A 15,849-nucleotide genomic window follows, 5' to 3' on the forward strand; every position below is an offset into this window, starting at 1 on the left:
AAATTACCAGTCTTCGACGAGAGGTCAAACACGATGCAGCATCCCACGGACGCCGTCTTCGCGCAGCACTCGCGACGTGGCCGGTCGGTAACTGCCGAGCTGAAAGACTATATTCTCTCGCACGAATTGCGGCCCGGCGACCCTTTCCCGCCGGAATCGACGCTTGTCGAACAGCTCGACGTCAGCCGGTCGAGTTTGCGCGAGGCCATTCGCACTCTCGTAGCTCTCGACATCATCGAAGTGCGGCACGGGTACGGCACGATCGTCGGGAAGATGTCGATGGCGCCACTCGTCGAGGGTCTCGCGTTCAAGGCCGTGATGAACGCGTCGGGCGATATGTCCGCGCTGCGCGAGGTCGTCGAGATCCGGCAAGCGCTCGATCTTGCGATGGCACGCGACGTCGTGGCCGCACTGGACGGCACGGAGGATTCCGAACTTGCCGAACTTGTCGGCGCGATGCAGGAAAAGGCGCGTCGCGGGCGCACGTTCGCCGACGAGGACGGCGCATTTCACTCCCGTCTCCTCGCCCGTGTCGGCAACAGCCTTGCCGGTCAACTCATCTCCGCGTTGTGGGAAGTGCACACGATAGTGACCCCGCGGCTCGGCATCGCCCCGCCGGACGACATTGCCGATACTGCCGCCGCTCACGGGGAAATGCTCCGGTGCGCGCAGGCCGGCGACCTTGACGGCTACCGGTCGGCCGTCGTCGCACACTATGCGCCGCTGCGCCGCGTGCTCGATGCGCTCGAGGATTAGCGAGCAACATCGGCGTCCGGCTTGTCCTCCATGGGTTGACGGCCGTGCTGTGAAACACTTCACCGAGTGGTCATGTTGCTGACGGCGGGAGTAATCTCGCTGATTTTTTCCCTGGTGCTCACCCCGAGCTTCGTCAAGCTGTTCCGGAAACTCGAGTGGGGACAGTTCATCCGGGACGATGGTCCGCGATCTCACCACGTGAAGCGCGGGCTGCCCACAATGGGCGGCATCATCTTCGTGCTGGCGACGCTGGTCGGCGTCTTCGGCTCGGCCCTCATCTTTCGCTCGACCGTGCCGGTATCGGTGCTGCTCGTCCTTTTCATGATGGTGGGCATGGCATTTGTGGGATTTCTCGACGACTTTCTGAAGGTCCACAAAAAGCGCAGTTTGGGATTGACCGAGTGGCCCAAAGTCATTGGGCAGGCAGCGGTCGGGACCGCATTTGCGTTGCTTGCCGTGTTTTATCGGGATGAGTCCGGCACCCCGGCGGCGACGCAAGCGGTCTCGCTCGACCGGGATATTCCGTGGGCGAATTTCGCGCAGTGGACTGCCGTTCCGGCTATCGGGCTCATACTCTATTTGATTTGGGTCAATCTGTTGGCAATATCGGCGACGAACGGGGTCAACCTTGCCGACGGGCTCGACGGTTTGGCCACCGGCGCAGCAATCTTTTCGCTCAGTGCCTACGTTTTGATAGGCGTCTGGCAGTTCAACCAATCGTGCTTCAGCGCCGCGATCGCCCCCGAAAATCTCAGCGCGTGCTACACAAGCCAATCCCCGCTGGGGTTGGCCACGGCCGCAGCGGCGTTGTGCGGAGCGTTGATCGGCTTTCTCTGGTGGAATACGAACCCCGCCAAGATCATCATGGGCGACACCGGCGCTCTCGGCATTGGAGGGGCAATAGCGGCGCTGGCGATTCTCACTCGCACCGAGTTGCTGCTCATCCTGGTCGGCGGGCTCTTTGTGATGGAAACGGCGTCCGTGCTCATTCAGCGCGGTTATTTCAAGGCAACGCACGGCAGGCGAGTTTTCCGCATGGCGCCGATTCACCATCATTTCGAGTTGAAGGGCTGGCCGGAGGTCACAATAGTCGTCCGGTTCTGGTCCATCATGGCGGTGTGCAATGCGGTGGCCATCGGAGTCTTTTACGCGTTGTGGGTCGCCCGCTAGCCCACTGTGCCGTGCGGGCGGCCCGCCCTCGGTTTTCGCACGATGGACAGGCGCCGGCCCGTCGTTCCGGACATAAAATAGAAGCTGTCACCAAAATCAAAGGGGGCGGCGACAATGGCGCAGACAGATGACTCAGGACGCCGGACCACAACCTTGTACCGCACGGTGGACGACGCGATCGCCGCACCGGCCGAGAAACTGGCCTACGTGGCGTTATTGAATCCGGACGCCATCGCGGTGGTCGACACCGACGAAGCGTCCCCGGACTACGGCTCCGTCGTGGGCAGGTGGGATCCGCCGCCGCACGACACTCCCGACGAGTTCCATCACTACGGGTGGAGCACATGCAGTTCGGCGCTGGCCGGCAACCACGCCGGTCATGAGGACGTCGACAGACGTTACCTGTTGGTGCCCGGTATTCGGTCGTCGCGGATCTACGTGCTCGACACCGGGCCGGATCCGCGCAATCCGAAGTTGATCCGCACGGTCGAGGCAAGCGAAGTGATGGCGTCCGGATACAGCCGGCCGCACACGATCCATTGCGGGCCGGACGGCGTGTTCGTCAGCGGGCTGGGCTCGGGAACCGACGACGGGAACGACGGGCCGGCGGGCATCTTCACGATGGATCATTCCGATTTCTCCGTCACGGGGGCATGGGAGGTCGATCGGGGCACGCAGTCGATGGCCTACGACTTCTGGTGGCATCAGGACGCCGGAGTGCTGATTTCGAGCGAATGGGGCCCGCCGCGATTGTACGAGGACGGTCTCGTGCCGGAGGCGCTGTTGGGCCGCGAGTACGGTCATCGGCTGCACTTTTTCGACATGAAATCTCGCTCGCGGATCCAGGAAATCGATTTGGGCGACCAGAACCAGATGGTGCTCGAGCTGCGGCCGTCGCACAATCCGATGAAGACGTTCGGATTCGCCGGCGTCGTCATCGATGTGTCGGACCTCTCCGGATCGGTGTGGACGTGGTACCTCGACGGCGAGACGTGGAAAGCCGAAAAGACGATCACGATTCCGGCCGTGCCGATGGAATCCGACGACCTGCCGGAGCTCCTTGCCGGGTTTGGAGCCGCCCCGCCGGTGATCACGGATATCGGGCTGTCGCTTGACGACCACTATCTGTACGTTGCCTGCTGGGGGACCGGGGAACTGCGTCAATACGATGTGAGCGATCCATTGCATCCGGTGCTGGCCGGGACCGTCGAGATCGGCGGAATCGCCCATCGAGCCGATCATGCGTCCGGCAAACCCTGGGCAGGCGGACCGCAAATGGTCGAAGTCAGCAGGGACGGGCGACGCGTTTATTCGACGAATTCGCTCTATAGCACGTGGGACGACCAGTTCTACCCGGAAGGCATCCCGGGAGCCATGCTGAAAATCGACGTCGATTCGACGAGCGGCGCAATGACTCTCGATCCGAACTTCCACGTCGAATTTCCCGGCGCCCGGGCGCACCAAGTGAGGCTGGAAGGCGGCGATTGCTCGACCGACACGTTCTGCTTCGTGTGAGGGCGCCGCCCCGGCAGGGGCTGCGGGGGCGACAATGAATGTTGCAGTTTTCCTTGACCGTGTGACTGGCCGCATGTGACTGTTACGAGGTCAGCCGGTTCCGTCGCTCCCCGTCGGCGGCCGGCCAGGAGGACCGATGAACGAGTCGCACTATCCCATTTCGAGACGCGCTGCTCTCCGCACCGGAAGCATAGCGGTCGCCGGCGCGGCGCTTGCCGGCACGCAGTTCATTCAACCGGCGCACGCGGCAACGACGCAGCGAGGCGGGCCGCCCGCGCACGTCCGGCTGACGCCGTCCCAGCAGGCCGGCCAGCGCGTGATTTTCTCGTACCCGGGACTGACGCCGCCCGAAAGACTGCTCAAAAAGATCCGGGCCGGCGAAGTCGGTGGAGTCATCTTCTTTGGTGAGAACATTTCCAGCCTGACTCAGATCGCCGAAGTCGTGCGCGAGTTGAAGAAAGCGCATGCAAAGAGTGATGTGCGAGCCCCGCTGATCCTCACCACGGATCAAGAAGGCGGCGTCGTCCGCAGGCTTCCCGGCGCACCGGAAAAGTCGGAAAAGGAAGTCGGCGAGTCGGCCGACCCGCTCGCCGAGGCGGCAAAAGCCGGAACCGGAGCGGGCGAGAATCTTGCCGGCGTCGGAATGAATTTGAACTTGGCGCCGGTGCTGGACGTGTTCCGGACGCCGGGAAACTTCGACGATCAGTGGGGTCGCTCCTACAGCTCGGACCCGGCTGTGGCAGGAAAATTGGGTGCGGCGTTCGTCCGCGCGCAACAAGGCGTCGGCGTTGCCGCGACAGCCAAGCATTTTCCGGGACTCGGCGCGGCCACCCGCGAACAGAACACGGATCTGAAGGTCGTGACCTTGGATCAGCCGCTGTCGGAAATCCGGGACGTCGACGAATCGGCGTTCGCGCCGTCCATCGCCGCAGGCGTTGATCTCGTGATGACGTCATGGGCCGTGTACCCGGCGCTCGACGCGAAGTACCCGGCCGGATTGTCGCAGCGGATCGTGCAAGGAGAGTTGCGCGATCGGCTTCATTTCCGCGGCGTGACGATGACGGACGCCATTGAAGCCGGGGCGTTGAAACCATTCGGATCCTATGCGCAGCGCGGCGTCTTGGCAGCGCAGGCAGGTATGGACCTCTTACTGTGCTCCGCACGCGACGTGAGCCAAGGAGAGAACACCGTTGCGGCAGTGACCAAGGCGTATGAAAGCCATCGGCTGAACCCGGGTCATTTCAAGAATGCGCTGCGGCGGGTGATTCGGCTACGGGGCAGCCTCGGGTAGGTGTCAATCGTCTACTGACGTTTTCTCCCCGAATTTTTCATCGAGCTCAATGAATGCTGCCGCCGACAAACGCGTGAAGTCGTCGACGCTCAAGTGAATTGTGTCGCCCGGCGCGAGTTTCACGATTGACGCGCCCTGCGAATACTTGATGACTGTGCCAGTGTCGAACACTCCGTTATTCGTCATGAGCGATTGGCAGATCAGTTCGAGTTCGTTGAGCGGGTTCCCGTCGGTTCCCGTCACGGCGCGGACCCGGTGGACGAAGAAGCGGTCGAGCGCAAGCGCCAGATTGTTGAAGAACACGGAATTGAAGTCGTCCACTGCCGCGTTGAGATCTTCATCGTTCGGGTTGATCTCGGCGGCGTCCGCCACCGCTCGGTAGGCCTTCAGCTGAGCATCGATAGTTGTTTTCGCGTGCTCGATTTCTGCGGCTGTGAAATTCGTCCGGCCAAGCATGAATTGTCCCTTTCGTCGTCTCCGAGCGCCTGGCACGATCCTCGCATGTTTCGTGCCGGAATCGGCATTTGAAGCAAACCCGAAGGCGCCGCTTCACGTGGTTGAAGGGCGTGCGTTTCGTTGTCGGGAGGGCGTTGTCGGTGGTGGCGTTTAGGGTGTTTGTAGATGGATTTTTAGCGGTAGGCGGTCAGCGCGGGAGGTGATCGGGATGGCGGCGATTCAGCCGGAGGACCCGGCACCGGATCGGCACTCCGAGCACGCGCCAGCGCTGACTCCGGTATCAGAATCGGCTGCCGGCTCTGCTCCCGCGTCGATTGTTGAGCGTACTGAGGTTCTGGAACGTGAGGTGCGGTCGTTGCTGGCTGATGCCCGGCCTGGCGTGGTGAGAGGGCTGACGCGTCAGGAGCGCCGGCAGGCGATGCATGCGGTGAACACGATTGCCGGCGGGGTGAAGTTACTCACGACTCGCCTGGTCGGCGCGGAGGCTGCTTCCGGGGATTGGGCCGCGGACGGAGACAAAACGCTCGAATCGTGGCTCGGCCACCACACCGGCACCGGGTACGGGCCGGCGAAATCCGACGTGGATATGGCCACGACTCTCGAAGACCTTCCCGCTCTCGGCCAGGCACTCGAAGACGGCGAGGTGACGGTCGAACACGTGAGAGTCACGTCCAGGAAGTACTCGCGCGGGTCCGACGCGCAAAAAGAGGCCTTGTCGAGCGCGGAGGGGCAGGCGGACCTGGTCCACAAGGCCGGTCGGGCCGACGCCGGCGCGTTCGGTAAACAACTCGACCAAGACCTCGCCCGTATCGACGCGGCGAAGCTTGAACGCGACCGGGACGCGGTGCGCCGGCGCCGGTTTGTGAAGCTGTCCGATCGGAACGGCGGGGTCCAGATCGACGGGTTCGTCGACCCGGTCGCCGGCGAACACCTGCGGGCGGCCCTGGACGCCGCGACACCCCGGCCGTCGGCCGAGGACACGCGCACTCCCGGCAACCGGCGCGCCGACGCACTGACCGCGATCGCCAGGCACGCGCTCGACTCCGGTGACTACAAGACCGGCGGGAACGTCCGCCCCCACGTGATGGCCACCCTGTCCGCGAGCGAATGGGCCGACTGGCAACGGTCCGGCAAGGCCCCCACCCGGGCGCCGGGCGCGACCATCGGCGATAATATTCCACTCGCCCCGTCCGAAATCGACACACTACTGTGTGACTGCACGCTCATGCGCGCCGTCCTCGACCCGGACGGCCAACCCGTCGATCTCGGCCGGAACAAGCGCACCTTCACCGCCTACCAGCGCAAAGCACTCCTGCTCCGCGACAGGCACTGCACGTGGCCCGGCTGCACCATGCCCGGCACCTACACCGAAGACCACCACGTCGACGAATGGGCCGCCGACAACGGAACCACCAGTATCGACAACGGCGTTCTGGTCTGCTCCTTCCACCACCACTACATCCACTCCCACGACATCACCATCAGCCCCATCCAAGGCGGCTTCCAATTCACCCACCCCGACGGCCGACTCATCGGCGAACACCTGTTCACACGCCACGACCCACCACCCGCGTGGGCAGTCGGAGACGACACACAACCCCACGGGGACACCTACACCCACGCGGACAAGACCACCCACGCCGACGAGGACCCTACCGGCCGACCACCAGATCCACCACCACAACTCCCACTCGAATAACTCTCGCCCGGGCGAACGATCCCGCGGGTCTCCCTGCGCGCGGCCGGCAGAATAGATAAGCTGACGCAGCAGGCGGAACGGACCGCCAATGTACTGCGCGAGACGGGAAGGGGCCGCATGGAAACCACCGTGCTGGACCGTACCCGCTCGGCTGTCGCATCATTATCGCCCGGATACTTCGCACTCGTCATGGCCAGCGGAATCATCTCCACCGGTCTGTTCATGGCCGGAGTGCCGCTACTGTCGATGGCGCTCTTGATCGTGTGCATTGCTGCTTTCATCATCATTCTTGCGCTGACGATCTGGCGTCTTATCAAATTCCGGGCAGAAGCACGCGCGGACTTCGAAAACCCGAAGATTGCGTTCGCGTTCAACACCTACGTGGCGGGAGCGAACGTTCTGGCGGTCCGGCTCGCTCTGCAAGGGCTTGTCGGCATTTCGATCGTGCTGTTGGCCTTGGCGGTCGTGACGTGGCTGATTTTCGCTTATACGATGCCGTGGACGACGTTGCTCGGCCGGAAAAAGACGACACTGCTGAAATCCGTCAACGGCACCTGGTTCGTCTGGGTGGTCGCCAGTCAGTCCGTTGCCGTTGCCTCCGCCACCGTCGAGCCGTCAATGAGCCAATGGCGCGACGGGCTGGCGATTCTCGCGGTTGGGGCCTGGTCGGTCGGCGTGATCTGGTACGTGGCTGTCGGCATCTTCGTCGCCGTTCGTCTTTTGCTCTACGACCTCACGCCGGAGGAGCTGAACCCGCCCTACGCCGTATCGATGGGCGCGCTGGCCATCACAATTTTGGCCGGCACCAAGATCGTCGATATGGAACAAGCCCCGATGGTCGATGCGACTCAGCATTTGATTGCCGGCGTCACAGTGGTCTTCTGGGCATTCACGACCGGGCTGATACCCATGCTGCTCATCGCAGTATGGTGGCGGCACGTCATCCACCGGGTCTCGAAGGCGTATGAGCCCTCGATCTGGAGTGCGATCTTTCCGCTCGGCATGTACGCGGTCGCCAGTATGTCGCTCGGACGGGCGGATAAGCTTCCGATGATCGAAGCTATCGGACACTCGGAGTTGTGGTTCGCGTTCGCGTGCTGGCTGGTCACTCTTGTCAGCATGCTGATTCACCTATGGCGCACCCTGGCCCGCACCAACGCGGTTGGAGGTACTGCATGACACCGCATTGCTGCGCGCCGTCATTTGACGGCGGAGGAGCGCGGGGCAGTGAACCTGAACATGATTGCGAGGCTGACGGGGCGGGCGTCCGGCAGGATGGTGTTCACCCGATCGAACAAGCGACGATACCGGCCGGCAAGTTTGCCATGGGAGACGCATTTGCCGAGGGGTACCCGGCCGACGGCGAATTGCCCGTGCATGACGTGACGGTGTCGGAATTCTCCATCGACGTCACGACAGTCACCAACGCGGCGTTTGCCGCCTTCGTCCGGGACACGGGGTACAGGACGGAATCGGAGAACTTCGGGTATTCGGCGGTTTTCCACCATTTGTTCCGCGGCTCGGGCGAAGACGAACTCGGCCATGTGGCGGATGCGCCATGGTGGCTCGGTATCGCCGGAGCCGATTGGCGTCACCCCGGCGGTCGCAAGACGAGCATCGACGGGCTGGATGACCACCCCGTCGTGCACGTCAGCTGGAACGACGCGCAGGCGTACTGCCGTTGGGCCGGACGGCGATTGCCGACCGAGGCCGAATGGGAGTACGCCTCACGCGGCGGTCTGGCAGGCGCCCGGTTCCCGTGGGGGGACGAGCTCGGCGCAGACGATGCCGGCAACGGGGCCTGGCCCTGCAATATCTGGCAGGGAGACTTCCCGCGATCCAACACGGTGGCCGACGGGTGGGAATCGACTGCCCCGGTGCGTACCTTCGCCCCGAACGGATACGGCCTGTGGCAGACCACCGGCAACGTGTGGGAGTGGTGCGCCGACAACTTCGATCCGGGGTATTACCGTGAGTCGCCGGACGTGGACCCGGCCGGCCCCGCCGAATCGCCGGTCAAAGTGATGCGCGGCGGATCCTTCCTTTGCCACGCGTCGTACTGCTATCGGTACCGCAATGCTGCGCGCTCGTCGAACACGCCGGATTCGGCAACCTGCAATATGGGATTTCGCACCGTCGCCTGACGCGATCTACCGAGGCAGGAGACCGCGAACGTAGGCGGCCTGGCCGGCGTGTTGCATATCGTCGCCGATTACGCTGACCAACCGGACGCCGAGCGTGACCGGCGGATTCCAATTTTCGTCGATGACGCGGGACAAGTCGTCATCGTTCAGCGTTTTCAGGTATTCGACGGTGCGGTCGTACACCGCGTCGTGGTATCCCAACAGGTTCGACGCCGTCGCCGTGACCGCCGCGACGTCCGACGAGGAATGCCCAAAGCCCGTTGACTCCGCGGGAAGAGGCAGGTCGAATCGCTCGGCCCACCCGTCCGCCGTCCAGACCTGAGGGGTGCCGGCGGCGTCGTTGATGTGGTCGTCTTGAACCCGGGTGAGGTGCCAGACCAGCCAAGCGATGGAGTTGGCGTCGGGGGTGGGACGGTACGTGAGCTGCTCCGTGGAAAGCCCTCGGGCGGCTTCGTGCGCGTTTTCGCGGATCCTGCCGAATGCGTCGGTCAGCAAGTCGAAAGTCGTCATACCCTCACGTCCTTAAGATTGAGCCGTTCATGAGTTCAACGTTGCAGCGGGTGGCGATTGTTCCGGCTTCCCCCGCCCTCACTTGCGAGCATACTCGGCCGGTCCGCTGCCCCGAATGCGGCGGAAAGGGCCCGTGAGCGTTAAAGTTCAGTTGGATACCGGCGGGTTCGAACGGACCGGCCGGACGAGATCGTCAAGGCCAGAGGGAGACCGTGAGCACGGTGGCACATACGAGTACGCAAGCCGACGTCGTCCTGATTGGCGGCGGAATCATGAGCGCGACGCTGGGCGCGATCTTGACCGAATTGCAACCGGACTGGGATCTGCACGTATACGAACGGCTCGACTCCGTTGCGCAGGAAAGCTCCGATCCGTGGAATAACGCGGGAACCGGGCACTCGGCATTGTGTGAGCTCAATTACACCCCCGAGAAGGACGACGGCTCGATCGACGTCAGCAAGGCCGAGACGATCAATGAACAGTTCCAGGTGTCGCGCCAGTACTGGTCGCATCTCGTGGAAACCGGCAAACTCACTCGGCCGCGCTCGTTCATCAACCCGGTGCCGCATTTGAGCTACGCCAGCGGCAAGGACGGAGTGGACTACCTCCGCGCGCGCTACGAGAAGCTCAAGGATCTGCCGCTGTTCGAAGGCATCGAATACACCGAGGATCGGCAAAAGCTCGCCGAATGGCTGCCGCTGATGTTTTCCTCGCGCGACGACTCGGAGCCCGTGGCCGTTTCCCGGACCGAATCCGGTACCGACGTCGACTTCGGTTCGCTCACGCGGCACCTGATGGACTACATCGCAGGCGAGGGCGCCCACATCCACAACAATCACGAAGTCACCGATTTGAAGCGCGCCGGACGACGCTGGCGCGTCACGGTGACGGATAAGACAACCGGCGACACGTCGAGCGTATTCGCCAAGTTCGTGTTCGTGGGCGCCGGCGGCGGGGCGTTGCACCTGCTGCAGAAGTCGGGGATTCCCGAAGGCGTCGGCTATGGCGGTTTCCCGGTATCGGGCCAGTTCCTGCGCACCTCGAACCCGGACCTTGTCAACAAGCACATTGGCAAGGTGTACGGACGCGCCGGCGTCGGAGCCCCGCCCATGTCCGTACCGCATTTGGACACTCGCGTCGTCAACGGCACCAAATACCTGATGTTCGGGCCATACGCCGGGTTCTCGCCGAAGTTCCTGAAGTCCGGCAAATTCACCGATCTACCGTTCTCCGTGCGCCCGTCCAACCTCGGGGTGATGCTCGCGGTCGCCCGCGACAACCTCGATCTCGTCAAATACCTGGTCGGCCAGCTGCTGCAGTCGAAGCAGGACCGGCTGGATGCGCTGCGCGACTTCGTACCCGACGCGAAGTCCGACGACTGGGAAATGATCACCGCCGGCCAACGCGTGCAAGTGATGAAGAAGGACGACGACCGCGGCGGCAAGCTGCAATTCGGTACCGAGGTCATCGCCGCCGGCGACGGCTCGGTCGCGGCGCTGTTGGGCGCATCGCCGGGCGCCTCAACGGCGGTGCCGATCATGCTCGGCCTGCTGGGCCGGTGCTTTCCGGAGCAAATGCCGCAATGGGAAGACAAGATCAAGGAAATGATCCCGACATACGGTCAGAATCTGGGCAACGACCGGGAACTGCTACAAAAGGTACGTGAGCGGACGGCCAAACTGCTCGAACTCGATCGTTAGCACTGCGGCCCGAACCCAAAACGCTCGAGCGGACCCACGCGAGGAGTAAGGCTTTGAAACGACAACTACCCAAATGGTCGGACCTGCAGCCGTTGCTGCAATTCAAGACGCCGGATCTGAACCGCCGACGAGCACGCGTGAACTCCGCGGCCGATGTGTGGGACCTGCGCCGCATCGCCAAACGGCGCACGCCGACGGGGCCGTTCGACTACACCGACGGCGCCGCCGAACTCGAACTCGGATTGTCGAATGCGCGGCAGGCGTACCGGAACGTCGAATTCATCCCCGGAGTGCTGCGCGACGTGTCGGACGTCGACATGTCGACCACTATCGCCGGGGCGCCGAGCGCGCTTCCGTTCGGCATCGCCCCGACCGGGTTCACCCGGATGATGCAGGCCGAAGGCGAGATTGCCGGCGTCCAGGCCGCCCATGCCGCCGGCATCCCGTTCAGCCTCTCCACCATGGGCACGACGTCGCCCGAGCGGGTGGCTGCGGCTGCGCCGGGATCGCGGCGCTGGTTCCAGCTGTACCTGTGGAACGACCGGGACGCGAGCCTTGAGCTGATCCGACGCGCCGCAGCGTCCGGATTCGACACGCTCATGGTCACCGTCGACTGCGCCGTCGCCGGCGCACGGCTGCGGGACGTGCGCAACGGGCTGACCGTGCCGCCGCAGCTGACGGTGAAGACGGTGCTCGACGCGTCGTACCGGCCGGAATGGTGGATCAACTTCTTGACCACCGAGCCGTTGACCTTTGCCAGCTTCAACCATTTCGACGGCACGGTGGCCGAGCTGATGAACAAGATGTTCGACCCCACCTTGAGCTTCGACGATCTTGAGTGGCTGCGTGAGATCTGGAAGGGCAAGCTCTTCGTCAAGGGAGTCCAGACGGTCGATGATGCGCAAAAGGCAGTCGATCACGGCGCGGACGGCGTCGTGCTGTCCAACCACGGCGGCCGCCAACTCGACAGGGCACCGATTCCGCTGCACGTGCTGCCGGCGGTGCGCGAAAAGCTCGGAAAGAGCGCCGAGATCATCCTCGACACCGGCATCATGAACGGTGGCGACGTGGTGGCTGCCATTGCGGCAGGCGCCGACTTCACGCTCGTCGGACGCGCCTATTTGTACGGACTGATGGCCGGCGGCCGACTCGGCGTCGATCGGATGATCGACATTCTTTCTGCCGAAACAAAGCGGACAATGGCATTGCTCGGGGTGAGCAGTGTCGGGGAGCTGACTCCCGACCACGTGAAGCTGCACGCCCGGGCCTGAGCTTCGATGGACTTCACGCTCGACAACGACTCGTCCGAGCCGCCGTATGAACAACTGCGACGGCAGGTTCTGGCCGGCGTGAACTCCGGCGACATGGTCGTCGGCCACAAGCTGCCGACGGTCCGCGCGCTCGCCGATCAATTGGGGTTGGCAGTCAACACCGTCGCCAAGACCTACCGCGAGCTGGAAAAGTCCGGAATCATCGAAACGAGGGGCCGCCGCGGAACGTTCATTGCGGCGTCCGGCGGAATTGACGTCAAGGGACGCCGGGCCGCAGACCGGTTCGCTGCGACAATGCACGACCTCGGCGTGGATGACGCCACGGCGTTGAAGATGGCTGAAGCGGCACTACGGTCACGATGAGCGGCCGCGGCAGGGACGGCTGTATTACTGACCGAATAGTCGGTTAAGATGGGCGAAATGCCGTCGAAGTGAAGGATTATCCAGTGGCTGAAGCGTTCATCGTGTCCGGCGTCCGTACACCGATCGGTCGCTATGGAGGCGCGCTGGCCGGCGTCCGACCCGACGATATGGCTGCTGCGGTGATAGCCGAAGCCGTCTCCCGTGCCGGAATCGATCCGTCGCGGATCGACGAAGTGATTTTCGGTGCGGCCAATCAGGCCGGCGAGGACAACCGCAACGTCGCCCGGATGGCGTCCCTCTTGGCCGGGCTGCCCGACAGCGTGCCGGGATTCACGGTGAACCGTTTATGCGCCTCGGGCTTGACGTCGATCGCCACTGCCCGGCAAATGATCGCGGCCGGCGACGCGGACGTCGTCGTGGCCGGCGGCGTCGAATCAATGACCCGTGCGCCGTGGGTGACCGAGAAGCCGGCACGTCCGTGGGCGCGCCCCGGAGCCTCGTTCGACACATCGATCGGCTGGCGATTCGCCAACCCCCGCTTCGGCTCATCCACCACGTTTTCGATGCCCGAGACCGCCGAAGAAGTCGCCGACCGCGAAAAGCTCTCTCGCGAAGAGCTTGACCGGTTCGCATTGGAGTCGCACGAGGCGGCGATTGCGGCGATCCGGGCCGGTCGATTTGCCGACGAGATCCTTCCGGTCGACACGAAAGCCGGGGCCGTCGACACCGATGAGGGGCCCCGAGCCGATACATCGGCCGAGAAACTCGCCAAGCTGCGTCCGGTGGTGCGCCCGGACGGCGTCATCACGGCCGGCAACTCCAGCTCGCTGAACGACGGCGCGTCCGCCACGGTAGTCGTCAGCGAGCGGGCCGTGCAGGAGTTCGGCCTGACGCCGCGCGCCCGGATCGTGGCGTCGGCAAACGCCGGGGTAGCACCGGAGGTGATGGGGCTCGGGCCGATCCCGGCGACCCGGAAAGTGATGGAACGGTCCGGCTGGTCCACCGGCGATCTTGACGCAGTGGAACTCAATGAGGCATTTGCCTCGCAGTCCATCGCCTGCATTCGCGCCCTCGAACTCGACCCGGCCACGGTGAACGCGGACGGCGGTGCCATCGCTTTGGGGCACCCGCTGGGCTGCTCGGGCAACCGGCTCGTCGTGACGCTGCTGGGTCGGCTCGAACGGGCAGGAGCCAAGCGCGGGCTCGCAACAATGTGCGTGGGAGTCGGGCAGGGCAGTGCGCTCTTAGTCGAGCGCCCGTGACCCCGAGCCACCGCACCGGCGACACGCGACGACAGCCACGGAAAGGTTGACAGCAATGACAGATCCACCGTTCGGCCCGGCGACGGCGCCCGGATTCAACACGCTCATCATGCGTGAGTCCGACCGTGATGTGAGCATCCGGTTGAACCGTCCGGACGTGCGTAACGCGATCGACGAGGAAATGGTCGACGAGCTGCACGCGGTGTGCGACCAGCTGGACGAGCATCCGAGAATCCTCTCCATCCACGGCGCGTCCGGCATCTTTGCAGCCGGCGCCGATATCCGGCAGCTGCGCGAGCGTGGAAGAGCGGATGCGCTGCGCGGGATCAACTCGAAGCTATTCGATCGCATTGCAGCGCTGCCGATGCCGACCATCGCCGTGATCGACGGGCACGCGCTCGGCGGCGGCGCTGAACTTGCCTATGCTTGCGATTTTCGGATCGGCAGCCCCAAAACCAGGTTCGGCAACCCCGAGACGGGGCTGGGCATCATCGCCGGCGCCGGCGCGACCTGGCGGCTCATGGAGCTGGTGGGCCGGCCGGTGGCCAAAGAAGTACTGCTGGCCGGCCGGATCCTGGACGGCCGCGAAAGCCTGGACGTTCATTTGCTGACCGAGCTCGTCGAATCGGACGAACTCGAAGACGCCGCCGAACGGCTCATCGAGAAGATCGCGAAACAAGGCGACCTCGCACTGCAGCTGACGAAAAACGTGATGCACGCTCCGGAGGGCTCGCATCCGGTGATCGAGCAGATTGCGCAAGCCGTGTTGTTCGAGACCGATGAGAAACACGAGCGGATGACGCGGTTCCTGGACAAGAAGGGCGGCAAATCATGACGGACGTGCCGGCAGTCGTCGGCGTATTCGGCGGCGGCCGAATGGGCGCCGGCATTGCGCATGCGTATTTGCTGGCCGGCGCCGAAGTGAGAGTCATCGAAGCGGACGCCGCAGCCGGAGCCGCCGCACGCGAGCGAGTTCACACCGATGTGGTGCGTAGCGACGAACGCGGCAAGCTGCCGTCGGGCACCGGGATCGACGCGACAATGGCCAGGCTCACCGTCACCGAAGACGTCGGCGCGCTCGCTGCCGCCGAGCTCGTCATCGAGGCGGTGCCGGAAAACCCGGGTCTGAAAGCCGAAGTGCTGGGTCGCGCCGCCGGCGTCCTCAATGACTCTGCAGTGCTGGCCAGCAACACCAGCTCGCTGTCGATCGACGAACTCGCCGCAGTGCTTCCCGCTCCGGAGCGCTTTCTCGGCATGCATTTCTTCAACCCGGTGCCGGCCAGTGGCCTTGTCGAGATCGTGACGGGCGCGCGCACGGACGACGCGGTCGTCGGCGCCGCACGCGGATGGGTGTCGGGCATCGGCAAGACGCCCGTCACGGTGCGCAATTCGCCCGGGTTTGCCAGCTCCCGGCTGGGCGTGGCTCTCGGCCTCGAAGCGATCCGGATGGTCGAAGAAGGCGTGGCGTCGGCCGACGACATCGATGCGGCGATGACGCTCGGGTACAAGCACCCGGTCGGGCCGCTCAAACTCACCGACATCGTCGGCCTCGATGTGCGGTTGGCCATCAGCGAGTACTTGCAATCGGAGCTTGGCGACCGGTTCAGGCCGCCGCAATTGATGCGGGACATGGTCGAAGCCGGCACGCTCGGCAAAAAGACGGGTCGCGGCTTCTACGACTGGAGCTGACCCCAACCGACAGTGGAGGAATT

15 protein-coding genes are annotated in these 15,849 nt (G+C 64.0%); 13 read left to right on the forward strand and 2 right to left on the reverse strand.

Annotation, left to right across the window (positions count from 1 at the left end; translation table 11 throughout):
* Window positions 1–33 precede the first annotated feature (33 nt).
* From BJY26_RS08990 to BJY26_RS09005, 4 genes are all read left to right on the forward strand, one after another.
* On the forward strand, window positions 34–756 hold the full coding sequence (locus BJY26_RS08990) for a FadR/GntR family transcriptional regulator (RefSeq protein WP_179427522.1): 723 nt from the start codon (window positions 34–36) through the stop codon (window positions 754–756).
* 66 nt (window positions 757–822) lie between these two features.
* Entirely contained in the window at window positions 823–1,926 is a 1,104-nt protein-coding gene (mraY, locus tag BJY26_RS08995) for a phospho-N-acetylmuramoyl-pentapeptide-transferase (protein WP_179427524.1), read from the forward strand.
* 114 nt (window positions 1,927–2,040) lie between these two features.
* Window positions 2,041–3,441 carry a selenium-binding protein SBP56-related protein gene (locus BJY26_RS09000; protein WP_179427526.1) on the forward strand — a complete coding sequence of 467 codons (1,401 nt, stop codon included), beginning with the start codon at window positions 2,041–2,043 and terminating at the stop codon, window positions 3,439–3,441.
* A 136-nt stretch (window positions 3,442–3,577) separates the two neighbouring features.
* The gene (locus BJY26_RS09005; protein ID WP_179427528.1) at window positions 3,578–4,732 is read left to right on the forward strand and encodes a glycoside hydrolase family 3 N-terminal domain-containing protein; all 1,155 of its coding nucleotides are present in this window, start codon (window positions 3,578–3,580) and stop codon (window positions 4,730–4,732) included.
* A 3-nt stretch (window positions 4,733–4,735) separates the two neighbouring features.
* On the opposite strand, the gene BJY26_RS09010 is transcribed toward BJY26_RS09005, so the two are convergent.
* Window positions 4,736–5,188 carry a hypothetical protein gene (locus BJY26_RS09010; RefSeq protein WP_179427530.1) on the reverse strand — a complete coding sequence of 151 codons (453 nt, stop codon included), beginning with the start codon at window positions 5,186–5,188 and terminating at the stop codon, window positions 4,736–4,738.
* A 208-nt stretch (window positions 5,189–5,396) separates the two neighbouring features.
* Here BJY26_RS09010 and BJY26_RS09015 point away from each other — a divergent pair, with 208 nt between their 5' ends.
* The 3 genes from BJY26_RS09015 to BJY26_RS09025 all read left to right on the forward strand — a co-directional run bounded on the left by BJY26_RS09015 (window position 5,397) and on the right by BJY26_RS09025 (window position 9,031).
* Window positions 5,397–6,887, forward strand: coding sequence for an HNH endonuclease signature motif containing protein (locus tag BJY26_RS09015; protein ID WP_269151214.1), 1,491 nt, complete (start codon window positions 5,397–5,399; stop codon window positions 6,885–6,887).
* A 117-nt stretch (window positions 6,888–7,004) separates the two neighbouring features.
* Window positions 7,005–8,066, forward strand: coding sequence for a tellurite resistance/C4-dicarboxylate transporter family protein (locus tag BJY26_RS09020; protein ID WP_179427534.1), 1,062 nt, complete (start codon window positions 7,005–7,007; stop codon window positions 8,064–8,066).
* On the forward strand, window positions 8,063–9,031 hold the full coding sequence (locus BJY26_RS09025) for a formylglycine-generating enzyme family protein (protein WP_179427536.1): 969 nt from the start codon (window positions 8,063–8,065) through the stop codon (window positions 9,029–9,031). The genes BJY26_RS09020 and BJY26_RS09025 overlap by 4 nt, the downstream gene beginning before the upstream one ends.
* 6 nt (window positions 9,032–9,037) lie before the next feature.
* On the opposite strand, the gene BJY26_RS09030 is transcribed toward BJY26_RS09025, so the two are convergent.
* Window positions 9,038–9,541: a mycothiol transferase gene (locus BJY26_RS09030; RefSeq protein WP_179427538.1), complete on the reverse strand. Its 504-nt coding sequence runs from the start codon at window positions 9,539–9,541 to the stop codon at window positions 9,038–9,040.
* Between the two features lie 221 nt (window positions 9,542–9,762).
* On the opposite strand from BJY26_RS09030, the gene BJY26_RS09035 reads away from it, so the two are divergent.
* The 6 genes from BJY26_RS09035 to BJY26_RS09060 all read left to right on the forward strand — a co-directional run bounded on the left by BJY26_RS09035 (window position 9,763) and on the right by BJY26_RS09060 (window position 15,826).
* Window positions 9,763–11,241: a malate:quinone oxidoreductase gene (locus tag BJY26_RS09035; RefSeq protein ID WP_179429878.1), complete on the forward strand. Its 1,479-nt coding sequence runs from the start codon at window positions 9,763–9,765 to the stop codon at window positions 11,239–11,241.
* A gap of 2 nt (window positions 11,242–11,243) precedes the next feature.
* The gene (locus BJY26_RS09040) at window positions 11,244–12,512 is read left to right on the forward strand and encodes an alpha-hydroxy acid oxidase (RefSeq protein ID WP_179429879.1); all 1,269 of its coding nucleotides are present in this window, start codon (window positions 11,244–11,246) and stop codon (window positions 12,510–12,512) included.
* A 6-nt stretch (window positions 12,513–12,518) separates the two neighbouring features.
* Window positions 12,519–12,875 carry a GntR family transcriptional regulator gene (locus tag BJY26_RS09045; protein WP_179427540.1) on the forward strand — a complete coding sequence of 119 codons (357 nt, stop codon included), beginning with the start codon at window positions 12,519–12,521 and terminating at the stop codon, window positions 12,873–12,875.
* Window positions 12,876–12,958: 83 nt separating this feature from the next.
* Window positions 12,959–14,137: a thiolase family protein gene (locus BJY26_RS09050; protein WP_179427542.1), complete on the forward strand. Its 1,179-nt coding sequence runs from the start codon at window positions 12,959–12,961 to the stop codon at window positions 14,135–14,137.
* A gap of 55 nt (window positions 14,138–14,192) precedes the next feature.
* Window positions 14,193–14,972: an enoyl-CoA hydratase/isomerase family protein gene (locus BJY26_RS09055; RefSeq protein ID WP_179427543.1), complete on the forward strand. Its 780-nt coding sequence runs from the start codon at window positions 14,193–14,195 to the stop codon at window positions 14,970–14,972.
* Window positions 14,969–15,826, forward strand: coding sequence for a 3-hydroxyacyl-CoA dehydrogenase family protein (locus tag BJY26_RS09060; RefSeq protein WP_179427545.1), 858 nt, complete (start codon window positions 14,969–14,971; stop codon window positions 15,824–15,826). The genes BJY26_RS09055 and BJY26_RS09060 overlap by 4 nt, the downstream gene beginning before the upstream one ends.
* Window positions 15,827–15,849 lie beyond the last annotated feature (23 nt).

It is taken from the genome of Spelaeicoccus albus (assembly GCF_013409065.1).
Classification (GTDB): domain Bacteria; phylum Actinomycetota; class Actinomycetes; order Actinomycetales; family Brevibacteriaceae; genus Spelaeicoccus; species Spelaeicoccus albus.